The 22,935-nt window shown below is 75.8% G+C and carries 24 protein-coding genes and 1 tRNA gene; 14 read left to right on the top strand and 11 right to left on the bottom strand.

Going from position 1 to position 22,935, the window contains the following annotated elements; all coding sequences use genetic code 11:
• Positions 1 to 41 precede the first annotated feature (41 nt).
• From FN207_RS04120 to FN207_RS04145, 6 genes are all read right to left on the bottom strand, one after another.
• Positions 42 to 1,880, bottom strand: a complete 1,839-nt coding sequence (locus FN207_RS04120; RefSeq protein WP_142457018.1) for a serine/threonine-protein kinase — start codon at positions 1,878 to 1,880, stop codon at positions 42 to 44.
• Positions 1,880 to 3,328: a peptidoglycan D,D-transpeptidase FtsI family protein gene (locus FN207_RS04125; protein ID WP_142457019.1), complete on the bottom strand. Its 1,449-nt coding sequence runs from the start codon at positions 3,326 to 3,328 to the stop codon at positions 1,880 to 1,882. The genes FN207_RS04120 and FN207_RS04125 overlap by 1 nt, the downstream gene beginning before the upstream one ends.
• Positions 3,325 to 4,737 (bottom strand): FtsW/RodA/SpoVE family cell cycle protein, encoded by a 1,413-nt coding sequence (locus tag FN207_RS04130; RefSeq protein WP_142457020.1) that lies wholly within the window; start codon positions 4,735 to 4,737, stop codon positions 3,325 to 3,327. Before FN207_RS04130 ends, FN207_RS04125 begins: the two co-directional genes overlap by 4 nt.
• Entirely contained in the window at positions 4,737 to 6,161 is a 1,425-nt protein-coding gene (locus FN207_RS04135) for a PP2C family protein-serine/threonine phosphatase (RefSeq protein WP_142457021.1), read from the bottom strand. Before FN207_RS04135 ends, FN207_RS04130 begins: the two co-directional genes overlap by 1 nt.
• Before the next feature lie 64 nt (positions 6,162 to 6,225).
• A complete protein-coding gene (locus FN207_RS04140; protein ID WP_110909121.1) occupies positions 6,226 to 6,687 on the bottom strand; it encodes an FHA domain-containing protein FhaB/FipA in 462 nt (153 codons plus the stop codon).
• 13 nt (positions 6,688 to 6,700) lie between these two features.
• Entirely contained in the window at positions 6,701 to 7,525 is an 825-nt protein-coding gene (locus tag FN207_RS04145; protein WP_142457022.1) for an FHA domain-containing protein, read from the bottom strand.
• Between the two features lie 184 nt (positions 7,526 to 7,709).
• On the opposite strand from FN207_RS04145, the gene FN207_RS04150 reads away from it, so the two are divergent.
• The 3 genes from FN207_RS04150 to FN207_RS04160 all read left to right on the top strand — a co-directional run bounded on the left by FN207_RS04150 (position 7,710) and on the right by FN207_RS04160 (position 9,545).
• Positions 7,710 to 7,792 (top strand) — tRNA-Leu (locus tag FN207_RS04150).
• Between the two features lie 191 nt (positions 7,793 to 7,983).
• Complete coding sequence (locus tag FN207_RS04155; protein WP_142457023.1) at positions 7,984 to 8,499, top strand: SigE family RNA polymerase sigma factor; 516 nt, start codon at positions 7,984 to 7,986, stop codon at positions 8,497 to 8,499.
• Positions 8,496 to 9,545, top strand: coding sequence for a hypothetical protein (locus tag FN207_RS04160; RefSeq protein WP_142457024.1), 1,050 nt, complete (start codon positions 8,496 to 8,498; stop codon positions 9,543 to 9,545). Before FN207_RS04155 ends, FN207_RS04160 begins: the two co-directional genes overlap by 4 nt.
• 6 nt (positions 9,546 to 9,551) lie before the next feature.
• On the opposite strand, the gene FN207_RS04165 is transcribed toward FN207_RS04160, so the two are convergent.
• The 3 genes from FN207_RS04165 to FN207_RS04175 all read right to left on the bottom strand — a co-directional run bounded on the left by FN207_RS04165 (position 9,552) and on the right by FN207_RS04175 (position 11,729).
• Entirely contained in the window at positions 9,552 to 9,947 is a 396-nt protein-coding gene (locus tag FN207_RS04165; RefSeq protein WP_110909039.1) for a nuclear transport factor 2 family protein, read from the bottom strand.
• Between the two features lie 67 nt (positions 9,948 to 10,014).
• Positions 10,015 to 10,467: a DUF1707 SHOCT-like domain-containing protein gene (locus tag FN207_RS04170; protein ID WP_142457025.1), complete on the bottom strand. Its 453-nt coding sequence runs from the start codon at positions 10,465 to 10,467 to the stop codon at positions 10,015 to 10,017.
• 98 nt (positions 10,468 to 10,565) lie between these two features.
• Complete coding sequence (locus FN207_RS04175) at positions 10,566 to 11,729, bottom strand: acyl-CoA dehydrogenase family protein (RefSeq protein WP_142457026.1); 1,164 nt, start codon at positions 11,727 to 11,729, stop codon at positions 10,566 to 10,568.
• 95 nt (positions 11,730 to 11,824) lie between these two features.
• On the opposite strand from FN207_RS04175, the gene FN207_RS04180 reads away from it, so the two are divergent.
• From FN207_RS04180 to FN207_RS04195, 4 genes are read left to right on the top strand one after another with little or no spacing between them, the layout of a single operon-like run.
• Positions 11,825 to 12,424 (top strand): TetR/AcrR family transcriptional regulator, encoded by a 600-nt coding sequence (locus FN207_RS04180; protein WP_246065744.1) that lies wholly within the window; start codon positions 11,825 to 11,827, stop codon positions 12,422 to 12,424.
• Positions 12,421 to 12,888 carry a GNAT family N-acetyltransferase gene (locus FN207_RS04185; RefSeq protein ID WP_142457027.1) on the top strand — a complete coding sequence of 156 codons (468 nt, stop codon included), beginning with the start codon at positions 12,421 to 12,423 and terminating at the stop codon, positions 12,886 to 12,888. The genes FN207_RS04180 and FN207_RS04185 overlap by 4 nt, the downstream gene beginning before the upstream one ends.
• Before the next feature lie 31 nt (positions 12,889 to 12,919).
• Positions 12,920 to 13,612, top strand: a complete 693-nt coding sequence (locus FN207_RS04190; RefSeq protein WP_246065745.1) for an RNA polymerase sigma factor — start codon at positions 12,920 to 12,922, stop codon at positions 13,610 to 13,612.
• On the top strand, positions 13,609 to 14,658 hold the full coding sequence (locus FN207_RS04195) for a hypothetical protein (protein ID WP_142457028.1): 1,050 nt from the start codon (positions 13,609 to 13,611) through the stop codon (positions 14,656 to 14,658). The genes FN207_RS04190 and FN207_RS04195 overlap by 4 nt, the downstream gene beginning before the upstream one ends.
• A 63-nt stretch (positions 14,659 to 14,721) precedes the next feature.
• Here FN207_RS04195 and FN207_RS04200 read toward each other — a convergent pair whose 3' ends face one another.
• Complete coding sequence (locus FN207_RS04200; protein ID WP_142457029.1) at positions 14,722 to 15,882, bottom strand: HNH endonuclease signature motif containing protein; 1,161 nt, start codon at positions 15,880 to 15,882, stop codon at positions 14,722 to 14,724.
• 156 nt (positions 15,883 to 16,038) lie between these two features.
• Between FN207_RS04200 and FN207_RS04205 the strand changes: the two genes are divergently transcribed.
• From FN207_RS04205 to FN207_RS04235, 7 genes are read left to right on the top strand one after another with little or no spacing between them, the layout of a single operon-like run.
• The gene (locus FN207_RS04205; protein ID WP_142457030.1) at positions 16,039 to 16,437 is read left to right on the top strand and encodes a DUF3224 domain-containing protein; all 399 of its coding nucleotides are present in this window, start codon (positions 16,039 to 16,041) and stop codon (positions 16,435 to 16,437) included.
• 42 nt (positions 16,438 to 16,479) lie between these two features.
• On the top strand, positions 16,480 to 17,388 hold the full coding sequence (locus tag FN207_RS04210) for an aldose epimerase family protein (protein ID WP_142457031.1): 909 nt from the start codon (positions 16,480 to 16,482) through the stop codon (positions 17,386 to 17,388).
• A 1-nt stretch (position 17,389) separates the two neighbouring features.
• Positions 17,390 to 18,106, top strand: a complete 717-nt coding sequence (locus FN207_RS04215; protein WP_142457032.1) for an MOSC domain-containing protein — start codon at positions 17,390 to 17,392, stop codon at positions 18,104 to 18,106.
• 16 nt (positions 18,107 to 18,122) lie between these two features.
• Positions 18,123 to 18,338: an RNA-binding S4 domain-containing protein gene (locus FN207_RS04220; protein ID WP_185938146.1), complete on the top strand. Its 216-nt coding sequence runs from the start codon at positions 18,123 to 18,125 to the stop codon at positions 18,336 to 18,338.
• A complete protein-coding gene (locus FN207_RS04225; RefSeq protein ID WP_246065746.1) occupies positions 18,335 to 19,795 on the top strand; it encodes an RNB domain-containing ribonuclease in 1,461 nt (486 codons plus the stop codon). Before FN207_RS04220 ends, FN207_RS04225 begins: the two co-directional genes overlap by 4 nt.
• On the top strand, positions 19,792 to 20,988 hold the full coding sequence (locus tag FN207_RS04230; RefSeq protein WP_142457033.1) for a pyridoxal phosphate-dependent aminotransferase: 1,197 nt from the start codon (positions 19,792 to 19,794) through the stop codon (positions 20,986 to 20,988). Before FN207_RS04225 ends, FN207_RS04230 begins: the two co-directional genes overlap by 4 nt.
• Positions 20,985 to 21,746, top strand: a complete 762-nt coding sequence (locus FN207_RS04235; protein ID WP_142457034.1) for a nitrilase-related carbon-nitrogen hydrolase — start codon at positions 20,985 to 20,987, stop codon at positions 21,744 to 21,746. Before FN207_RS04230 ends, FN207_RS04235 begins: the two co-directional genes overlap by 4 nt.
• On the opposite strand, the gene FN207_RS04240 is transcribed toward FN207_RS04235, so the two are convergent.
• Positions 21,743 to 22,864, bottom strand: coding sequence for a PRC and DUF2382 domain-containing protein (locus FN207_RS04240; RefSeq protein ID WP_142457035.1), 1,122 nt, complete (start codon positions 22,862 to 22,864; stop codon positions 21,743 to 21,745). The two genes, FN207_RS04235 and FN207_RS04240, sit on opposite strands and share 4 nt — an antisense overlap.
• Between the last annotated feature and the right edge of the window lie 71 nt (positions 22,865 to 22,935).

A 22,935-nucleotide genomic window follows, 5' to 3' on the forward strand; every position in this document is an offset into this window, starting at 1 on the left:
GGCTGACAAGGCCCGTTCCCGGGCGGCGCGGGGGAGCCGTGTCACGCCGTCCCGTCCAGCGCGGCGGCGTTCCCGGCGCCCGGCGCCGGGCTGCCCTCCGCCTCGGGCCCGGTGCCCTCGTCGACGGGGGGCTCGACCGTCGTCGGCGGCGGCTCCGGTGCCGTGGTGCCGGGCGCGACCGTCGTGGTCGGCGCGGGCGGCGGAGTCGTCGTCGTGGTCGGCGCCGGGGGCGGAGGAGTGCTGGACGACGTCGAGGTCGACGTGGAGGTCGACGTCGACGTCTGGGTCGGCGTCGAGCCGCCGTTGCCCGAACCGCTGTCCCCTGAGCCGCCGTCGTCCTGGCCGCTGCTGCCGTCGTCCCCGGAGTCCTCCTCGGTCTCCGGGACGGTGTAGTCCTCCTGGGCCACGAACAGCGTGACGCCGGTGCCGCGGGGCACCGGCAGGCCGGCCGGATCCACGGCGGCCACCTCGCCGGCGTTCAGGTCGACGCCCGCGGCGGCCAGCTGGTCGGCGTCGGCGTCGGCCAGCGTCACCTCGAGGCCGGCCTCCTCGAGCTCGTTGCGGACGTCCTCGGCGTCCTCGCCGATGTACTGGGAGGCGGCGGGGATGTTCACCAGCTGCTGGCTCGCGGTGGCGCTGCCGCTGGCGGTGGCGCTGGTCGACGTCGTCCCGGCGGCGCTGCCGCCGCTGCCGTCGTCCCCGGTGTCGGCGAGGAGGAAGTACGCACCGGCGATGACGCCGGCCACGAGCAGGAGCGAGAGCAGCGCCCACAGCAGCCGGCGGTTGCCGCCCCGGCGCTGCGCGGGCTGCCCGCTCCAGCCGGTCCGGTCGTCGTCGCCGTCGACGGGCGGGCCCTGCAGCGGCGGCATGGTGCGTGCGCCCGCCGCGTGCCGGCCGCCGGTGCGCGGCCCGGCGGCTCCCGCGGCCATGCCCGTCGCCGGTGCGCCGAGGACGCGGGTGCCGTCGGCGTCGACCTCGGGGATCACCTCGGTCTGCGCGGCGGCCAGCATCCCGGTGCCCGACGTGGGCGCGGGGGCCAGGCCGTTGCCGGCGGCCACCGAGCGGATGGCGGCGGCGAAGTCGGCGCCGTCGGAGAAGCGGTCGTGCGGGTCCTTGGCCAGCGCCCGCTCGATGAGCAGCCGGACCGCCGGCGGGATCTCGCCGGGCAGCGGGGGCGGCGGGCGGTTGATGTGGGCCAGCGCGATGGCCACCTGCGAGGTGCCGTCGAAGGGCCGCCCGCCGGTCAGGCACTCGTAGCCGACGACGCCGAGGGAGTAGACGTCGGAGGCCGAGGTGGTCTCCATGCCCTGTGCCTGCTCGGGCGAGAGGTACTGCGCGGTGCCGACCACCATCCCGGTGCGGGTCAGCGGCGTGGCGTCGCGGGTGCGGGCGATGCCGAAGTCGGTCAGCTTCACCACGCCGTCGGGCCGCACGATGAGGTTGCCCGGCTTGATGTCGCGGTGGACGACCCCGGCGGCGTGCGCGGCCGACAGCCCGTCGGCGGCCTGCTCCAGCACGTGCAGGGTCCAGTCGACCGGCAGCCGCCCCTCCTCGTGGAGGATCGTCACCAGGGGCTTGCCCTCGACGAGCTCCATGACGAGGAAGGCCAGGGTCTGCCCCGGGCCGCCGGCCTCGGTCTCGCCGTAGTCGTAGACCGAGGCGATGTTCGGGTGCGACAGCGCCGCGGTGTGCCGGGCCTCGTTGCGGAAGCGGGCGACGAAGCTCGGGTCGCCGGTGAACTCGCTGCGCAGCACCTTGGCCGCGACGACGCGGTCGAGGACGCGGTCGCGCGCCCGCCAGACCTCGCCCATGCCGCCCGTGGCGATCGGCTCGGTGATCTCGTAGCGGCCGGCCAGGATGGTGCCGGTGGACAGGGCCATCAGCCCCCCTGACCCTCGAGATAGGCCTGCATCACGTCGCGGGCGATCGGCGCGGACGTGTCCCCGCCGGTACCCCCGCCGTTCGCCACGAACACCGCGACCGCGATCCGCGGGTCGTCGGCGGGGGCGAAGCCGATGAACCAGTTGTGGTCGGGCACGTCCTCGGCGACCTGCGCGGTCCCGGTCTTGCCGGCCACAGCCACGCCGGGGATCCGGGCGGCCCGGCCGCTGCCGTTGGCCACGACGCTCTCCATCATCTCCTGCAGCTGGTCGGCGACCTCGGGCGTGACCGGCGTGGAGAGCTCCTCCGGGTCCGACCGGTCGATCACGGTGAGGTCGGGGGCGCGCACCTGGTCGACGAGGTAGGGCGTCATCAGGGTCCCGTCGTTGCCCACGGCCGCGGCGATCATCGCGGCCTGCAGCGGGGTCATCCGGACGTCGCGCTGGCCGATCGAGCTCTGGCCCAGCGCCGCCTCGCTCTCGATGTCGCCCACGCTGCTGCCGGCGACCCCCAGCGGGATCTCCAGGCCGTCGCCGGTCATGCCGAACGCCTCGGCCATCTCCCGCACGCGGTCCTCGCCGAGGTCGATGCCCAGCTGGGCGAAGGCGGTGTTGCAGGAGATGGTCAGCGCGTCGATCAGCGACTGCTCCTGGCTGCTGCTGCACGAGGACCCGCCGAAGTTCTCCAGCGTGGTCGAGGTGCCCGGGAGGGTCAGCAGGTCCGGGGCCGGGATAACCGTCTCCGGGGTGTACTCGCCGCCGGCCAGCGCGGCCGCCGACACGATGACCTTGAAGACCGACCCCGGCGGGTAGTTGTCCTGGGTCGCCCGGTTCAGCCGCGGGTCGGCGTCCATCGCCCCGAGCTCCTCGGCGTAGGCGCGGATCGCGGCGGGGTCGTGGCTGGACAGCTGCCCCGGGTCGTAGGTCGGCGTGCTGGCCATGCCGAGCACCGCCCCGGTCGAGGGGTCGAGCGCGACGACGGCGCCGGTGACCCCCTCGAGCCCGGCCATCGCGGCCTCCTGCACGCCCGCGTCGAGGGTCAGGACGACGTCGCCCCCGGCCGGGTCGCGGCCGGTGAACAGGTCGGCCAGCCGCCGGGTGAACAGCCGCGCGTCGGAGCCGGCGAGCACGTCGTTCTCCGCGTCCTCCATCTGCGAGGCGCCGTAGATCAGCGAGTAGTAGCCGGTGACCGCGGCGTACGTCGGCCCCTGCGGGTACTGGCGCAGGTACTCCAGCGTGTCCTGGGTGGGCACCGACAGCGCCACCTCGGTGCCGTCGACGACGACCGAGCCGCGCTCGCGGGAGTACTCCTCGGTGAGCACCCGGGTGTTGCCCGAGTCGTCGCGCAGCTCGTCGGAGCGCACGACCTGGATGTAGTTGACGTTGACGATCAGCAGCGTGAACAGCACCAGCACGCTGATCGCCACCTTGCGCAGGGGCGCGTTCACCGGGACACCACCTCGGTGGGCGCCTCGCCGAAGGCGGCCTTGGGCGGCGCGGGCGGGGTGGCCGGCCGGCGCGCGGCGTCGCTGATCCGCACCAGGATGGCGACCAGGCCGAAGTTGGCGACCAGCGAGGACCCGCCGTAGGCGACGAACGGCGTCGTCAGGCCGGTGAGCGGCAGCAGGCCGGTGACGCCGCCGAGGACGACGAACAGCTGCCAGGCGACGGCGAAGGCCAGGCCGCCGGCGAGCAGCTTGCCGAAGGCGTCGCGGACGATCAGCGACGTGCGCAGGCCGCGCTCGACCAGCACCAGGTAGATGACGATGACCGCGACCAGCCCGAACAGACCGAGCTCCTCGCCGATCGCCGAGGCGATGAAGTCGCTCTTGGCCACCGGCACCTGGTCGGGGCGGCCCCCGCCCAGCCCGGCGCCGAACAGCCCGCCGGTGCCCAGGCCGAACAGCGACTGCACCAGCTGGTAGCCGCCCTCGTCGCGGTAGGCGAAGGGGTCCAGCCAGGTGTCCACGCGCACCTGCACGTGGCCGAAGACCTGGTAGGCGAGGAACGCGCCGCCGGCGAAGAGGCCCACGCCGATGAGCAGCCAGCTCGCCCGCTCGGTGGCCACGTAGAGCATCACGACGAAGATGCCGAACAGCAGCAGCGAGCTGCCCAGGTCGCGCTCGAAGACCAGCACGAGGATCGACACGACCCACACGGCGAGCACCGGGCCGAGGTCGCGGCCGCGGGGGAGCTCCAGGCCCATGACCCGGCGGCTGGCCAGCGCCAGCACGTCGCGCTTGTCGACGAGGTAGGCGGCGAAGAAGACGATCAGGCAGATCTTGGCGAACTCACCGGGCTGGATGCTGAAGCCGGCCACCCGGATCCAGATCTTGGCGCCGTAGACCTCCGAGATCGACGCCGGCAGCACCGCGGGCAGCGCGAGCAGCACCAGGCCGACGAGGCCGAGGGTGTAGGCGAAGCGGGACAGCAGCCGGTGGTCGCGCAGCACGACGACGACGGCGACGAACAGCGCCACGCCCACGGTGGCCCACAGCAGCTGCACGGGCGCGTCCTCGCGGGTGGCCTCGCCGTCCTGCAGGCCCGCGAGGTCGAGCCGGTGGATCATCGTCAGCCCGAGGCCGGTGAGCACCGCGACGGCCGGCAGGAGCAGCGGGTCGGCGTACGGGGCGAAGCGGCGGACGACGAGGTGCACCGCCACCCACAGCGCGGTGAACCAGCCGCCGAAGGTGAACAGGTCCGCGCGCAGCGACCCGGTGACGGTGATGTCGACGATGCACTGCGCCGCGAGCGTGATGAGGACGGCGAACCCCAGCAGCGCCAGCTCGGTGTTGCGCCGCTTGGGCGGGACCGTTCCCGGCGCGGCCGCGCGCGGGTCGGTCGTGGGGCCGCCCATCACTCCGCCTCCCGGCAGTCCACTCCCGGCTCGGGCGACGAGGTCGGGGATGCCGACGTCGGCGCGGCCTCGGTGCTGCTGTCCGTTCCGGCGTCCGGGGGCACGACCCCGGTGTCCGGGGAGGGCAGCCCGCCGTCGGGGAGCGGCGGCAGCGAGGTCTCGGCCGACGGGGGAGCGTCGTCCGAAGGGGTGGACGGCTTGGTCTCGCAGGGCGGCAGGGTGGTGTCGTGCAGGTCGTCGACGATGCGCTGCGCGTCGGCGGCGTCGTCGGCCTCGATGCCCTGCCGCACGCTGTTCTGGTCGTAGGAGCTCAGGTCGTCGAGGGCGATGTCGGTGACGTCGTCGACGCGGTAGAGGTCCAGGCCGAGCAGTTCGGTGTTGAAGCCGCGGTAGACGCCCACCCGGTCGCCGCCGTCGGCGGCGGCCGCGACCCCGACGAACCAGTGGGTGAGCACCCACAGCCAGGTGGCGATGCCGCCGGCGAGCAGGAGCAGCACCAGGCCCCCAGCGACGAACAGCCGCCGCCGAGGGCGGCGGCGGTCGGTGGGGGCGGCTGCCGTGGAGGTGCTGGTCGGTGGTGGCGGAGGGGCCGGCGGGGGGTCGGCGAGCGCGGCCCGGCCGGCCGCCGAGCGGGGGTCGACCTCGCGCTGGCCGCGGTTGTCCCCGGCGGCGCCGTCGACCACCGGCTCCATGGAGAAGCCGCTGCCGGAGTCCTCCACGACGTCGGCGACGATCACCGTGATGTTGTCCGGGCCGCCGCTGCGCAGCGCCAGCTCCACGAGCCGGTCGGCGGTCGACTGCGGGTCGGGGTCCTTGAGCGCCTCGGCCAGCGTCTCCTCGCTGACCACGCCGGACAGGCCGTCGGAGCACAGCAGGTAGCGGTCGCCGGCGCGCGCCTCGCGCATCGACAGGTCGGGGTCGACGTCCTGGCCGTTGAGCGCCCGCAGCAGCAGCGAGCGCTGCGGGTGGTGGTTGGCCTCCTCGGGCGTGATCCGCCCGTCGTCGATGAGGGTCTGCACGAACGTGTCGTCGTGCGTGATCTGGGTGAAGACGCCGTCGCGCAGCAGGTAGGCGCGGGAGTCGCCGACGTGGCAGAGCGCGAGCCGGCCGCCGGCGAAGAGGACGGCGGTGAGCGTGGTGCCCATGCCCTCCAGCTGCGGGGACTCGCGGATGACCTCGCGCAGGTGCTCGCTGCCGTCGAAGACCGCCTCGCGCAGCGCCTGCAGCATGTCGCCGCTCGGCGCGTCCTCGTCGAGGTGCTCCAGCGCCGCGATCACGACCTTGCTGGCGACGTCGCCCGCCGCGTGCCCGCCCATGCCGTCGGCGACGGCGAGCAGCCGCGGCCCGGCGTAGACCGAGTCCTGGTTGTTGCCGCGGACCAGGCCGCGGTCGGAGCGGGCGGCGTAGCGCAGCGCGAGACTCATCGGACCCTGCTCACGTGTGCTCTGCCGCTCCCCGTGGTCGCCTGCGTGGTCGTGCGTGCGGTGGTCATGAGCGCAGCTCCAGGGCGGTCTGGCCGATGCGGATCGGCTGGCCGGGAGCCACGAGCAGCGGGCCCTGGACCCGCTGCTGGTCGAGGTAGGTGCCGTTGGTCGACCCGAGGTCCTCGACGTACCACTGCCCGCCCCGGTTGGTCAGCCGCGCGTGCCGCGAGCTGGCGAAGTCGTCGGTGAGCACGAGCGTCGAGTCGTCGGCGCGGCCGATGAGGATCGGCTGCTCGCCCAGGGTGATCTTCGTACCGGTCAGCGGGCCGGCGGTCACCACCAGGGTGCGCGGGCCGCGGCCGCGCTTGCGGCCGGGCGCGGCCGCGCGCGGCGGCACCGAGGCCACCCGTCCGGTCCGGCCGCCGAACAGGTCGGCGCGCACGACCCGGAACGCGGCGAAGATGAACAGCCAGAGCAGCAGCAGGAACCCGAAGCGGAAGACCTGCAGGACGATCTCGGCGGTCACGGCCGGCACCCGCTCATGCGCCGTCCTGCCGGTACACCAGCACGGAGTGCCCGATGCGGATGACGTCGCCGTCCGACAGCGCCTGGCGGGTCACCCGGCGGCCGTTGACCAGCGTGCCGTTGGTCGAGCCGAGGTCCTCCACGACGGCGGTGCCGCTGTCCAGGACGACGTCGACGTGCTTGCGGCTGACGCCGGTGTCGGGCAGCCGGATGTCGGCGTCGGTGCCGCGGCCGATGACGTTGCGGCCGGTGGTGAGCTCGTGACGGGTGCCCGGCCCGTCGACGACGAGCACGTGCGTGAGGCCGGGCTTCGCGCCGGCGCGGCCGACGACCGACGGGTGCTGGCGGCCGGTGTCGGTGGCCACCCGGCCGGGCAGCGGCGGCAGCGGCGGGACGGCGCCCGAGGCGTGCACCGGCGGTGCCGGGGGGACGGCGACGGCGTCGGCCCGCGAGCCGGGACGCGCGGCGGGGTCGGCGACGTGCGAGCTGACCTCGAAGACGCCGGTGGGGAGGTCCTCGGCGCGCTCGAGGCGGACCTGCACCTGGCCGAAGACCTGCCAGCCCTCGTCGTCGATGTGCTCGGAGACCATGTCGGCGAGCTCGGAGGCCAACTGGCCGGACCACTCGGCGAGGTTGTCGTAGTCGGTGGGGCCGAGCCGGACGTCGTAGACGTTGGGGGCCAGCACCCGCCCCTCGCCCATGACCGAGCGCTGCTCGTCGGCCTCCCGCTGCAGTGCCTTGGCGATCTCGGCAGGATGGACCTTGCCCTTGAAGATGCGCGCGAAGGCGAAGCCGACCATGCCCTCGAGCCGTCGCTCGAAGCGCTGCAGCACGCCCACAGTCGCTCCTCCACGCTCGCCCGGACAGGTGGCCCTCCGACTGATCGTAGCCGGGGACCGGGGTGCCGACCGGCCAGGAACGCGTTCCGCCACGCGCGGCGAGCCTCCCGGCAGGGACACCTCGGAGAACGACGGACCCCTCCGCGGGGTCACGCCGGACGGCTGCTAATGTGGCTCCTCGCCAGGGCAAGTGGCGGAATGGCAGACGCGCACGGTTCAGGTCCGTGTGTCCGAGAGGACGTGGGGGTTCAACTCCCCCCTTGCCCACCCAGACACGAACGGCCCCCGGGATCCCCGGGGGCCGTTCTGCGTCCCGGGGGCCCGTGCTCCACGTGGAACACCGCGGCCCGCAGGGGTGCTCTCGTGCCCGCCGGGACCGGATCGTCGTCCGCCGGTGTCACGGATCCGGGGGGCCCGGGGAGTCCACTGGGTGGGGACCTCCACGAGGGCGGGGTGGCATGGGCGCGGACCGGGACGAGTTCACCGCCTTCGTCGTCGCGCACGAGGCGGCCCTGCTGCGCACCGCCTACCTGCTCACCGGCGACCGCGGGCACGCCGAGGACCTCGTGCAGACCGCGCTGGCCCGCACCCACCGGCACTGGCGGCGGGTGCAGGCCGCCGACGTGCCGATCGCCTACGTCCGCCGCCTGCTGCTGAACTGCCACCTCAGCTGGCGACGACGGCTGATGAACGGCGAGCAGGTCCTCGAGACGCTGCCCGAGCGCGCCACCGACGACTGGCAGGACGCGCACGCCCTCTCCGACGAGCTGCGGCGTGCGCTGGACCAGCTCTCCCCGCGGGCGCGCGCCGTCCTCGTCCTCCGCTTCTACGAGGACCTCACCGAGACCGAGACGGCGCGGCTGCTCGGCTGCTCGACCAGCACCGTCCGCACCCACACGGCCCGGGGCCTGGCCGCGGTGCGCCGGGTCCTGACCACCCGGACCAGCCCCTCGACCGACGGGAGCCCGTCGTGACCGACCTCGACACCGACGTCCGCGACGCGCTGCACCGGCTGGCCGCCGGCGCCGGGCTGCCCCGCGGGGAGGAGACGGCCGCCGCCGCGGTCGCGCTGTCCCGCCGGCAGCGGCGGACGCGGGTCGCCTGGGCCGCCGGAGCGGTCGCCGTCGCGCTCCTGGGGGCGGCCGTCCCGGCGGTGCTCCCCGACGCCGGCCCGGTCGCCGGGCAGGTCGCCACCGAGCCGACGGCGCAGGCCCGCGTGTACGACGCCCCGACCCGCGGGTCCCTGGCCGACGACGCGGACTTCGTCGCCGGCGTCGCGGCCGTCGAGTGGTCCGCCCCGCTCGGGGTGATGGGCGCCGAGCTGCACCCGCCGGCCTCGACCCGCCGCGTGCTGTTCGCCGGCGACCTGCCGGGCGGCCGCCGGTGGGCGCTGGTGATGGGGGAGGCCGAGGGGCAGCTCGTCTCCGCCTGGTTCGGCGGCCCGGCCGGTGCGGCGGCCGGCGAGCTCAGGATGCTCGCGCCGCCCGAGCGCGGCGGTGGGGACCAGCCCGTGGCGCTGCTGGAGACCGCCGCCGCCGGCACCCTGCTGGTCGTCGTCGGCCGTCCCGGGGACACCGCGCGGTACTCCTCGGGCACGCTGCGCTTCGACGACGGGGCGGTCGGCCGCGTGTGGACCGACCTCCCCGGCGCCGACGGGGTCCTGGCCGCCGAGGTGGACCCGCCGGTCTACGACGGCGCCGAGCTCGTCGACGTCGCCGGGGACGGCGCGCCGCAGGTGACGCTGCGCGACGTCCCCCGGACCGACGGGTCCGCGTCCCGGCCGGCCCTGCCGCTGGCGTGGGTCCGGGTGTCGGCCACCACCGACCCGGTCCTGCGCGACGCGCTGACCGGCTGCCTGCTGCCGTACGGCTTCACCGTCGGCACGGCCGCCGACGGCGACCTGCAGTACGGCTACCCGCCGGTCGGCGGGACCCGCAGCGACGACGAGCTCGCCCGCCTGCATGCCGCTTACGACGCCGTCCTCACCGTCTGCCTGAGCTCGGTGACCGACGGCGGGTGAGCCCGCTCAGGCGGTGCCGGCGGTCTCCTGCAGGAAGGCGGCGGAGTCGTAGTAGGTGCGCACCCCGGTGAGCAGGCCGTCGTCGGAGCCGTCGCCCTCGATGACGGTGACGCCGCGGTAGGTGAACGGCTTCCCGCTGCGCAGCGTGCCGCGCGACTCCCACTCCAGCGCGGCCGTCCGCTCCCCGACGGTGCTCGAGGTGAACGTCGTCTCCAGGTCGCCGAAGACGTTGCGGTAGTCCTCCCAGAACCGGCGGGCGCCGTCCTGGCCGCGGGCCTCGTGGTCCTGGTTGAGCTTCATGAGGTCGGCGTCCTCGCCGGTCAGGTCGACCAGGGGCTGCGGGTCACGCTCGGCGTCGAGGTGGTGCAGTGCGGCGGTGAAGCGCTCGGTGAGCGTGTGCACGGGGGTCCTCCCGGGGCTGGGACTGCGGTCCCGGAGGCCCTACCCGGGCCCGGGAGGACCCACCCGCTCAGGACCGCAGCTCGCCGCGGCGCCGCTCGCCGATCGTGCGCGCCAGCAGGACCGCGCCCCACGGACCGACCACCCACACCGGCCACGGGTACTGCAGCTCGCCGGTGCCGAGCATCGAGACCAGCCAGATCCCGACGACGATCACCCCGGTCACCAGCCAGCTGGTCCAGGCGGCGCGCAGGTCGTCGCCGTGGCCCCACGCGCCGTGCCAGGCGCCGCCGTACGCGGCCCGGGCGACCGGCCGCGGCTCCGGGCGGGGTGCCGGGCTCGAGGGGCGGGGAAGGTCCGCGGTGAGCTCGGCCAGGTCGCCGTAGGTGACGGCGGCGTGCGCGCGCGCCGACCGCTCCTCGTACTCCGCCAGGCCGAGCCGGCCCTCGGCCAGCGACTCGTCGAGGCGGGTGACGACGGCGGCGCGGTCGGTGTCGGCGGCGCGCAGGTGCGGCTCGGGCATCTCGGGCTCCTCGTCAGGCGGTGTGCTCCGAGTCTCTCCCGCTCGTGCGCCGGGTCCAATTGACAGACGTCACGAGTCGGCCGTGCGTCCTGCACGGTTCAGCCGTTGGCGGGGGTGGCCTCCCGGGCCAGGTGCTTGCCGATGACCATCCGCTGGATCTGGTTGGTCCCCTCGAAGATCTGCATGACCTTGGCCTCGCGCATGTACCGCTCGGCGGGGTGGTCCCGGGTGTAGCCGGCGCCGCCGAGCACCTGGACGGCGTCGGTGGTGACCTTCATGGCGGCGTCGGTGGCCACGAGCTTGGCGATGCTGGCCTGCCGCGAGTACGGCTTGCCGGCGTCCTTGCGGCGGGCGGCGACCAGGTACGTGGCGCGGGCGGACTCCACGGCGGCGGCCATGTCGGCCAGCAGGAACGCCACGCCCTGGTGGTCGACGATTCGCCGGCCGAAGGCCTCCCGCTCGAGCGCGTAGGCGACGGCGACGTCGAGCGCGGACTGGGCCAGCCCGACGGCGACCGCGCTGACCCCGAGCCGGCCGGAGTCCAGCGCCGACAGGGCGATGGCCAGGCCGCGGCCGGGCTCGCCGACCATGCGGCCGCCGGGCACCGCGACGTCGTCGAGCCGCATGGCGGCGGTGGTGGAGCCGGTGAGGCCCATCTTCTGCTCGGGCGGCGCGGCGCTGAAGCCGGCCAGGTCGGGGGTGAGGTGGAAGCAGGAGATGGCGTTCGGGCCGTCGTCGGGGGTGCGCAGGAACGTCGAGTAGAAGTCGGCGTGCCCGCCGTGGGTGACCCAGGCCTTCTCGCCGGAGGCCAGCCACCCGTCGTCGGTGGCCTTGGCGCTCGCGCGCATGGCGGCGGGGTCGGAGCCGGCGTGCGCCTCGGAGAGGCAGTAGGCGCCGAGCAGGCGGCCGCCGACCATCTCGGGCAGCCACTGCTCGCGCTGCTCGGGCGTGCCGAACCGGTCGACCGGCCCGCAGGCGAGGGTGTGCACGCTCACCCCGAGCGCGACGCTGGCCCACCGCATCGCCAGCTCCTCGACCACCTGCAGGTAGACGGCGTAGGGCTGGCCGCCGCCACCGACGTCCTCGCCGAAGGGCAGCCCGAGCAGGCCGGTCTCGCCGAGGAGGGCGAACACCTCACGCGGGAAGCGCTCCTCGCGCTCGTACGCGGCCGCCCTCGGCGCCAGCTCGGCGTCGGCGATCTCGCGGGTCAGCGCGATCAGGTCGGCCGCCTCCTGGGTGGGCAGCTCTCGGTCGACGGCCACGGGTCCCCCTCGTCGCGGACGGGCACAGCAGTACTGGGAACGATACGCCGGTACTGTCCGACGTCCAGGCGCATGCTGTCCGGCCGGGAGGTGCCGTGGCGACGACGGGGATCGTGGAGGGGACCGGCGAGCGGCGGCTGACCGCGCGCCAGGCCCAGCTGCTCGACCAGCTCACCGAGGTGTTCCTCGCCGAGGGCTTCGCCGGGTTCACCCTCGAGGACCTCGCCGTCCGGCTGCACTGCTCGAAGACGACGCTGTACGCGCTGGCCGACAGCAAGGAGCAGCTCGCCGTCCGGGTGGTGCGGCACTTCTTCCGCCGCGCGACGGCCGCCGTCGAGGCGCGGACCGCCGGCGAGAGCGACCCGGCGCGGCGGGTCACCGCCTACCTCGAGGCGGTCGCCGCAGAGCTGACGCCGGCGTCGCGGGCCTTCCACCGGGACCTGGAGGCGTTCCCGCCGGGCCGGGCCGTCTACGAGCACAACACGGCGGCCGCCGCCGAGCGGGTCACCGCGATGATCGCCGAGGGGGTGGCGGCCGGGCGGTTCCGCGAGGTGCACGCCGGGCTGGTGGCCGACACGGTGACCACGCTGATGTCGCGCATCGGACGGGGGGACACCGCGCGTGCCACCGGCCTCGACGACGCCGCCGCCTACCGCGAGCTGGCCGCGCTGCTCCTGCACGGGATCAGCCGGTGAGGCTCGCCGCGGCGTCGTGGGACGACGAGGACGTGCAGCGGCTGGCCACCGCGCAGCAGGCCGAGTTGCGGGCCCGCTACGACGGCGACTCCGAGCCGGGGACCACGCCGTCGGCCGCGGACGTCAGCGTGGTGCTGGTCGCCCGCGACGCCGCCGGGACGGCGCTCGGGTGCGGGGCGCTGCGGACCCTGGGCGACGGCGTGGCCGAGGTCAAGCGCATGTACGTCGTGCCCGAGGCGCGCGGGCGGGGCGTGTCGAAGCTGGTGCTCGCCGGCCTGGAGGACGCGGCCCGGGCGCGCGGCTGGACCGTGCTGCGGCTGGAGACCGGCCCGCGCCAGCCGGAGGCGATCGCGCTGTACGAGGGCGCCGGCTACCGGCCGATCCCCGCGTTCGGCGGCTACGTCGACGATCCCGACGCCGGCTGCTCGCTGTACTACGAGCGGGACCTCACCGGGCGCGCGTGAACCCGTTCCGGCGCACCGGACATGGAGAGGTGTGACCCCCTTCCCGTCCGCGTCCGGCTCGCCACCGGCCGCCACCGCCCTCGCCGTGCACCGGTCGGCGGACCCGCCGTCGGACGCCGTCCACCTGCGCGCGCTGCCGTCGTCACTGCCGACCGACGCCGAGGTCCTCGCCGCGTCGCTGGCGGAGCCGGAGCACTTCGCCACGCTGTTCGACCGGCACGCCACCGCGGTGCACCGCTACCTCGGCCGGCGGGTCGGGGAGCTCGCGGACGACCTGCTGAGCGAGACGTTCCTGGTCGCCTTCCGGCGCCGCGCCGACTACCGGCCCGAGCACCTGGAGGTGCGGCCCTGGCTGATCGGCATCGCCACCAACCTGGTGCACGGGGCCGCGCGGGCCGAGCGCCGCCGTTACCGGGCGCTGGCGCGGGTGGCGGCCGAGCCGGACGCCCGTCCCGACGACGATCCGCACGACCGGCTCGACGCGCAGTCGCTGCGCGGTCCACTGGCCGCCGCGCTGGCCGGCCTCAAGGCGCCCGACCGCGACGTCCTGCTGCTCGTCGCCTGGGCCGACCTGTCCTACGAGGAGGTGGCCGCCGTCCTCGACGTGCCGGTGGGGACCGTCCGCTCCCGCCTGCACCGCGCCCGCCGCCAGACGCGCGCCGTGCTCGACGCCCGCGCGCTGTCCGACCTGCTGTCCGACGCGGCACCCGAGGAGACCCGGTGAACGAGACCACCCTGCTGCGCGAGGCCGGTCCCGAGGCGCCGCCGCTGTCGCCCGCGGTCCGCGCCGCCGCCCGCGCCGCCCTCCTGTCGGAGATCGACACCGCGCGGACCGCCCGCGGCCGGTGGCGCACCCGCCTGCCCGGCCGGCGGCTGTCGCTGCGCCTCGGCGCCGCGGTGGTCGCCGTCGCCGCCGCGTGGACGACCGCCGTCCTCGCCCCTGACGACGCCGTGCCCCCGCGCCCAGCTCCACCTGCGTCCACGCCCGGCGGGATCGCGCTCGTCGCCGCCGAGGCGGTCACCTTCCCGGTGTCCCTGGACCCCGTGCCCGAGGGGCTGGTCCCGCTCTACAGCCGCCGCGGCGGCATGCCGCAGTACGGGAGCACACCGCCGTACTACGTGGCCGACTACTCGTCCGCCGACCGGGGGCGGGTGCTGCTGAGCCTGTTCCCCGAGGACCCGCGGTCGTCGGAGGAGTACGGGTTCTGGCCGGAGGGGGAGCCGACCGCGACGGCGAGCGTCGACGGGGTCCCGGCGGAGGTCTGGCGGGAGGACGGCACCGTCAGCCTGCTGTGGCAGCGGCCGGACGGGCGGTGGGTGTGGCTGGCGGGTGAGGGCGCCCAGGCCAGCCCGGAGACGCTGGCCGTGGTGGGGGAGTCGATCGTCGACCGGCCGCAGCCGGTGGGGCTGCAGTTCGGCCTCGCGCCCGCGGGCTGGTCGGTGGGCGGCTACGAGGAGAGCCGGAGCCTCGACCTGGTCAGCGACGCCGATCCGCGGCAGTCGCTGCGGCTCAGCGCGATGGGGCCGCAGTTCACCGGGACGATCGACGAGCTCCTCGACGGGATGCCGACGGCCGCGCCGGTGGAGACGGTGACGGTCCAGGGCCGGCCGGGGCGGCTGGCGCTGCTGGCGGGTGACACGGGCAGCCCGCCGTTCTGGACGCTGCTCGGCCAGCTCCCGGACGGGCGGTTCTTCCGCCTGCTGGCACCGCAGGTGCTGACCCGTGAGCAGGTGCTCCAGATCGGCGAGCAGGTGACCGCCGCGCCCTGACCGCAGGCGCGCGTCGCACGGCCGTCCGCTATGTCCGGCGGGCGGCCGTGCAGGTCCCACGGCTCAGGCGGCGCCGAGTGCCGCGGGGACGGTGATCTCGGTGCCGTCGGGGCGCCAGGTGCGCCATCGGCCGTCGGGTTGTCGCTCGACGCGGAAGCCGTGGTGGACCTTGGTGTGGTGGCGTTCGCAGAGCAGGGCTGAGTTGTCGAGGCTGGTCTCGCCGCCGTCGATCCAGTGCACGAGGTGGTGCACGTCGCACCAGTGCGTGGGGGCGGAACAGCCGGTGAACACGCAGCCGCCGTCGCGGAGCTCGGCCGCCCGGCGCAGGTGGCGGTCGGCAAGGCGGTGCTCGCGGCCCAGATCCAGCGGGGCGCCGTCCGGGCCGAACACGACCCGGCTCACCGCGCCGTCGCAGGCCAGCCACCGGGCGCGGGCGGCGGAGATCACCGCGCCGAACCCCATCTCCGCGGTCCCGCTGCCGGTGGCGAGGTCCTCGAGGCTGATCTTGGCGATCACCTGGGGCTTGATCCCGCGGATGATCGGTAGCGACCCGGCGGCGAGGGCGTTGTCGCACAGCTGCACCAGGGCGTCGGCCTGCCGCTGAGCGCGGGTGCGCTCGTCGCCGGCGGGCCGGTCGGCTTGCACGTGCGCCTCCAGTGCGGCCTGCAGCCGCTCGCCGCCGACGGCGTCGAGGTGACCGCGGATGCTCAGCGACCCGTCGGCGTGCTTGGACAGGGTGAGCGACCGGCCCTCGGTAGGGTCGGGCTCGGGCCCGTCGGGGTCGAGGTCGTCGAGGTAGCGCTGCACGACCTGCACCAGGTCGGCGTGTTCCTGCTCGATCGCGACACTCGTGAACACCGCGTCGATCACCGCCAGGTCCACCCCGGCCGCAGCAGCGTCGGACAGCCGCTGCGGCGTCACCGCCCGCGCCGCCTCGGCTACTTGCGCCGCCGACACCAGGCCGGCGTCGTGCGCCTCGCCCAGGGCGGGCAGGTGTTCGATCGCGCGGCCGTTGCGCACCAGCCGGAAGGCCTCGGCCGGTGACAGCCGGCAGTGCCCGCCCAGCCAGGAGGCCATCGACTTCAGGCCGTCGCGCTCGGGTGCCTGCGACAGCTCCGCGGCACGCACGCGGCGGGCCAACGCGGCGTCGATCCGGTTGCGCTCGGCGACCAGCGCGGCGACGTCGTCGAGGACATCACCGCCGCCCAGGTCACCCGAACACATGTACGAAGCTTACCGCCCGGGAGGCCCTCGCGCGACCTGTATCCCCAGGTCAGACGCTCGTCCACGGGTTCCCGAGGGCGCTTGACGCGTCCGCGGATCGAGGATCGTCGGCCCGGTGCGGCAGGCTGCGGCCCACTCGCCGATCCAGGAGGCCGCATGGGCACCGTCGTCCGCATCCCGTTCGAGGTCACCGGCTGGGAGCCCGAGCCCCTGGACCTGGGCGGTGACGGCCCGGTCGCCTTCTCGCGGGTCACGCTGCGCAAGACGTTCTCCGGCCCGATGACCGGCGGCAGCGTCGTCGCCATGACCGCGGCGGCCGTCGGCGAGACCCCAGCGGGCTACGTCGCCGTCGAGCACGTGACCGGCACCCTCGACGGCCGCGCGGGCAGCTTCGTCCTGCAGCACAGCGGCGTCGTCGACGGGACGGCGCAGGCGGCGCGGGGCGTCGTCCTCCCCGGCACGGCGACCGGCGAGCTGGCCGGGCTGCGCGGCACGGTGGAGCTGACCCACGAGGCGGACGGCGCGGTCCTGGTCCTCGACTACGAGGTGGGCTGAGGCGGGCGTGTGTGGTGGGGTGAGCGGGTGAGCGTGCCGCCCATGACCGCCTGGCCGTCCACCGAGCCCGCGGAGGTGGAGCTCGTCAGCGGCGATGCCCGCCTCGCCGTCGACCTGCGCGGGGGAGGGCTGCGCGCGCTGGCCGTCGGCGACTGGGACGTCCTCGACGGCTATCCCGCCGGCACGGTGCCCGCCGGGCGGCGCGGCGGCGTCCTGCTGCCGTGGCCCAACCGGCTGTGCGACGGGCAGTGGACCTGGGAGGGGCGGCAGCTGCAGCTCGACGTCGCCGCGCCCGGCAAGCCCGCCGCCCACGGCCTGGTCACCTGGCAGACGTGGTCGGTGCTGGCCCGCCACTCCGACGCCGTCACCGTCGGCACCGTCGTCGAGGCCCGGCCGGGGTATCCGTTCCGCCTGGCGGCCGCCGTCGACCACGCCCTCGCGCCCGGCCGGCTCACCGTCACCGTCCGGGTCCGCAACGCCGGTGACCGGCCCGCGCCCTTCGGCGTCGGCATGCACCCCTACCTCTCCGTCGGCGCCACGGAGGACGGCGGCATCGGCGACGCCGAGCTCACCGTCCCGGCGCGCACCGCCCTCGACCTCGACGGCGGCCTGCCCACCGGCACCCGCCGGCCCTTCGACGGCGCCGTCGGCCGGATCGGGGAGCGCGCGCTCGACGACGCCGTCACCGACCTCGACCGCGACGACGACGGATGGGCCCGGGTCCGGCTCCGCGGTGCCGCCGGCACGCTCGAGCTGGCCGTCGACCGGTCCTGGCCGTGGCTGCAGGTCTACAGCGGCGACACGCTCCCCGAGGGCCAGCGGCGCCGCAGCCTCGCGGTCGAGCCGATGACCTGCCCGCCCAACGCGCTGGCCGACGGCGTCGACCTCGTCGTCCTCGACCCGGGGGAGAGCTGGGCCGGCACGTGGACGCTCACCTGGACGGTGGCCTGAGGTGCGGGTCCAGGAGCTGTGGCGCTACCCGGTCAAGTCGCTGCAGGGCGAGCGGCTCGACGCCGTCGACGTCGGGCCCGAGGGCCTGACCGGCGACCGGCAGTGGGCGCTGTTCGACGCGTCCACCGGCTTCGGCCTCACCGCCCGCCGCCACCCGGACCTGCTGTTCGCCTCCGGCCGGATGCGCGCCGACGGCCGCGTCGAGGTGGTCCTCCCCGACGGCACGGTCACCGTCGACGACGCCGTGCTGTCGGACTGGCTCGGCCGGCCGGTGTCGCTGCGGTCGGCGGACGCCGAGCGCGGGCCGCGGCAGTACGAGAACCCCGCAGTGGTCGGCGAGGACGCCGAGTACGACTGGGACGCCTTCGAGGGCGCCCGCGGCGCCTTCCACGACAGCTCGCGCATCCGCGTCTCGCTGGTCTCCACCGGCACGCTGGGCACCTGGGACCGGCGGCGGTTCCGCGCCAACGTGCTGCTCGACGGGGAGGGCGAGGACGACCTGGTCGGGTCGACCGTGCGGCTGGGGACGGCGGTGCTCGACGTCGTCAAGCCGGTCAGCCGCTGCGTGATGGTGACCCGCCCGCAGCCCGGCGGCATCGCCCGCGACAACGGCGTCCTCAAGACCATCCACCGGCAGCGCGGCGGTGAGCTGGCCGTCGGCGCCCTGGTCCCCGTGCCGGGCCGGGTGGCGGTCGGCGACGCGCTCGCGCGGCTCTGAGGGCACCATCGCAGTCGTGCGCACCGTGGAACTGCGACCCGGCGAGGACTCCATCCGCCTCGGGCAGCTGCTCAAGCTCGTCGACGCCGTCCCGACCGGCGCCCAGGTGAAGGACGTGCTGGTCACCGGCGACGTCCGCGTCAACGGGGAGCCCGAGGACCGCCGCGGCCGGCAGGTGCGCCGCGGCGACGTCGTCTCGATCCCCGGTGCCGACGACGTGCGCGTCGCGTGACGGCCGCGGCGGGTTCCACGTGGAACGAGGACCGGGGCGCCTTCGCGGTGCCGCGCTGGCCCGAGGCCGCCCCTCCCGGGCCGGACTTCGACGCGATCCGGGCGGAGTTCGACGTCCCGGAGGACTTCCCGCCCGAGGTGGTCGCCGAGGCCGAGCGGGTGGCCGCGGAGCTGCCCCTGCCCGCCGACGACGCCACCGGCCTGCCGCTGGTCACCGTCGACCCACCGGGCAGCCGTGACCTCGACCAGGCCGTGCACCTCGCCCGGGAGGACGGCGGCTACGTCGTTCGCTACGCCATCGCCGACGTCGGCGCGGTGGTCGCCCTCGGCGGCGCGCTCGACGCCGAGGCCCGCCGCCGCGGCCAGACCCTCTACAGCCCCGACCGGCGCACGCCGCTGCACCCGCCGGTCCTGAGCGAGGGCGCGGCCAGCCTGCTGCCCGGCCAGGACCGCGCCGCGGCGCTGTGGACGATCCGCCTCGACGCCGACGGCGGGGTGCGCGCGGTCGACCTGCGCCGCGCCCGCGTCCGCAGCCGCGCCCAGCTCGCCTATCCCGACGTCCAGGCGCAGGCCGACGCCGGCACCCTCCCCGACGCGATCGCCCTCCTGCCCGAGATCGGCCGGCTGCTCGAGCAGGGCGCGGCCGACCGCGGCGCCATCGAGCTCGGCACCCCCGAGCAGCAGGTGGTGCACGGCCCCGACGGCGGCTGGACGCTCGTGGCCCGCGCCGACCTCCCCGTCGAGGGGTGGAACGCGCAGATCTCGCTGCTCACCGGCCGCGTGGCGGCCCGGCTCATGCTCGACGGCGGCGTCGGCGTGCTGCGCACCCTCCCGCCGGCCCGCCCGGAGGACGTCGAGCGGCTGCGCCGGCTGGCCCCGGCGCTCGGGGTCGACTGGCCGGCCGGGACCGGGGCGGGTCAGGTGCTCGCCGGCCTCGACGTCGCCGACCCCCGCCACGCGGCGTTCCTCGAGGAGGCCGCCGCGCTGCTGCGCGGCGCCGCGTACACCCCGTTCGACGGCGCCCCGCCGGAGCAGACCGGCCATGCCGGCGTCGGCTCGACGTACGCGCACGTCACCGCCCCGCTGCGCCGGCTGGTCGACCGGTTCGCCACCGAGGTCTGCCTCGCCCTGGCCGCCGGCCGCGAGCCCGACCCCGCGGTGCGCGCCGCGCTGCCGGAGCTGCCCGGCCTCATGGCCACGTCCGACCGGCGCACCCGGTCGGTCGAGCGGGCCGCCGTCGACGCCACCGAGGCGTGGCTGCTCGCCGGCCGCGAGGGCGCGCTGTTCGACGCCGTCGTGGTCGACGCCGACGGCGACCGCGGCACCGTCGTCCTCGCCGAGCCGGCGATCCGCGGCCGCTGCGTGGGGACCGCGCTGGAGCCCGGCTCCCGCGTGCGGGTGCGGCTCACCGAGGCCGACGTCGCCCGCCGGTCGGTGCGCTTCGAGGTGGTCGCGTGACCCGCGAGCCGTACCTCGCCGAGCGCCTGCAGGGCTTCGGGACGACGGTGTTCGCCGAGATGAGCGCCCTGGCGGTGGCCACCGGCTCGATCAACCTCGGCCAGGGCTTCCCCGACGCCCCCGGGCCGGCCGAGGTCCTCGACGTCGCCCGCGCCGCGATCGGCACGATGGCCGACCAGTACCCGCCCGGCCCCGGCACCCCGGAGCTGCGGACGGCGATCGCCGCGCACGTCGCGCGCTTCCGCGGGCTGGCCTACGACGCCGACACGGAGGTGCTGGTCACCGCCGGCGCCACCGAGGCGCTCAGCGCGGCGATGCTGGCGCTGGTCGAGCCCGGCGACGAGGTGGTCGTCTTCGAGCCGGTCTACGACAGCTACGCCGCGGCCGTGGCGATGGCCGGTGGCGTGCTGCGCCCGGTGCCGCTCACCCCGCCGCCGGCCGACACCGACGGCGCGGTCTGGACGTTCGACCCCGCCGACCTGCGCGCCGCCGTCACCCCGCGGACGAAGCTGCTGCTGCTGAACACCCCGCACAACCCGACCGGCAAGGTCTTCAGCCGCGCCGAGCTGGACCTGGTGGCCGAGGTGGTCCTCGCGGCCGGCCTGCTGCTGGTCACCGACGAGGTCTACGAGCACCTGGTCTTCGACGGTGCCGCGCACGTCTCGCCGGCCACGCTGCCCGGCCTGCGCGACCGCACGCTGGTCGTCGGCAGCGGCGGCAAGACGTTCAGCACCACCGGCTGGAAGGTCGGCTGGGCCTGCGGGCCGGCGCCGCTGGTGGCCGCCGTCCGCACCGCCAAGCAGTTCCTCACCTACGTCAACGCCGGGCCGTTCCAGCCGGCGGTCGCCGCGGGCCTGGCCCTGCCGGACGCCTACTTCACCGGGATCGCCCGCGACCTGCAGCGGCGCCGCGACGTGCTGGTCGCGGGGCTGCGGGCGGCCGGCCTGCCGACGATCAGCCCGGAGGCCACCTACTTCGCCACCGTCGACGTCCGCGGCGTGCAGCCCGACGGTGACGGCCTCGCGTTCTGCCGGGCGCTGCCCGAGCGCGCCGGCGTGGTGGCGGTCCCGGCCGGGGTCTTCTGGACGGCGGGTCACGCGCACCTCGGCCGCCACCTGGTGCGGTTCGCCTTCTGCAAGCGCGACGAGGTGCTCGACGAGGCGGTCGACCGGCTGGGCAGGATGAGCGCATGAGGTTCGGGGTCGTCCAGCACGACATCGTCTGGGAGGACCGGGAGGCCAACTACTCCCGGCTGGCGCCGCAGGTGGCCCGCGCGGCCGCCGCCGGGGCGGAGCTCGTGCTGCTCAGCGAGACGTTCTCCACCGGGTTCTCCATGACACCCGGCATCGGCGAGCCCGAGGACGGCCCGTCGGCGTCCTTCCTGCGGGCCCAGGCCGCCGAGCACGGCGTGTGGGTGGCCGGCACCTGCCCGGAGATCGCGCCCGGCGCGGAGCTGCCCTACAACTCCTTCGTCCTCGCCGGCCCCGACGGCACGGTGCACCGCTACCGCAAGCTGCACCCGTTCACCCACGGCGGCGAGGCCGAGCGCTACCGCGCCGGCGACGGCCCGGTGACGGTGACGATCGGCGGGCTGCGGGTCACCCCGTTCGTCTGCTACGACCTGCGCTTCGCCGACGTCTTCTGGGCCGCCGCGCAGGACACCGACGTCTACCTGGTGACGGCGAACTGGCCCTCGGCGCGCCGGCACCACTGGACGACGCTGCTGCGGGCGCGCGCCATCGAGAACCAGGCCTACGTGGTCGCCTGCAACCGCGTGGGTACCGGCGGCGACGGTCTGCACCACGCGGGTGACAGCCGGGTGGTCGACCCGATGGGCGAGGTGCTGGCCGCCGCCGCGGGGGGCGAGACGCTCGTGCTGGCCGACGTGGAGGCCGCCGAGGTCACCGCCACCCGCGAGCGGTTCGCCTTCCTGGCCGACAGGCGCGGCTAGCGCACCGGACCCGAACGGGTCTGGTCGACGACGATCTGCTCCCGCTGCACCTGCTCGGTGACCCGCTCCTGGCCCTGCACGACCTCGGTGGCCAGCCGGACCCGCTCGACCGGCACGACCTCCACCGACACCACCGGGCGCTCGGCGTGCAGCACGATCTCCTCGGGCAGCCCGCCGAGACCCGTCCCGGGTTGCACGGTGCCGGGCTGTGCCGTCTCCGCGTACTGCTGACCGCCCGCGGGGGCGAGCGACTCACCGGGGACGTCGGGGGCGTCGAGCGGCACGTGCTCGACGCGGATCTCCTCGCGGCGGATCGGCACGGTCACCTGCACCTCCTCGGTGACCACGTACTTGACCAGCCGCACGCGCGTGGCGGCCACCTGCTCGGTGCCGACCCGCAACTGCTCCTCGCTGCGCGCCATGGCTCCGTCGGTCACCGCCCCGCCGGTCACCGCCCCGCCGGCGTGCCGGGGGGCGTGCTCCGCCGCGGGCGGCGGAGCCGCCTGCTCCGTGGTGGTCCGCATGCCCGCGGCCGGCTGGGGGACGGGGCGGGTGCCCTGGTCGGCCACCGCGCCGGCGGCCGCCGAGGCACCGCTGCCCGGCGCACCGGTCTGGGCGGACGTGCCGGCGGCCGGCGGCTCGTTGCTGACCGCGGTGTCCCGCCTGTCGACGCCGGCCGCGCCGGTGGCGGGTACGTCGGTGGCGGGCCCGGCGTCCGAGCGGGTCGGCCCGCTGCCGGCCTGTGACCACGGCTGCCCGGTGGGGACGTCGGGGCCCGGCTCTGCGGTGCCGCCGGGCTGTGCCGTGCCGCCCGTCAGGCCGTAGTGCTCCCGCAGCGCCGCCTCGTCCTCGGGGCCGAGGTGGTCCCCGCCGGTGATCGGGGCGTGCTTCACGGTGTCCTTGTGCACCGGCACGCTGAGGACGCCGTCGCCGAAGGTGGCCTGCGTGGCCGGGACGATGGAGTGCTTGGTGCCGAACAGCCCGGTGCTCACGGCCACCCAGGTGGGCGCGCCGGTGCGGTCGTCGACGAAGAAGCTCTCGACGGTGCCGATCTTCTCGCCGTCGGGCCCCTGGACCGTGCTCCCGATCGCCGCGGACAGGTCTCGCTCGCTCAACACGCTGCTCGCCTCCTCCGTCGACGCCACGGTCTGGCGTCTTCCGCGGGGGAGTGCCCGGTCCGGGGTGCCCC

This window comes from Geodermatophilus aquaeductus, assembly GCF_900182545.1.
GTDB lineage: Bacteria > Actinomycetota > Actinomycetes > Mycobacteriales > Geodermatophilaceae > Geodermatophilus > Geodermatophilus aquaeductus.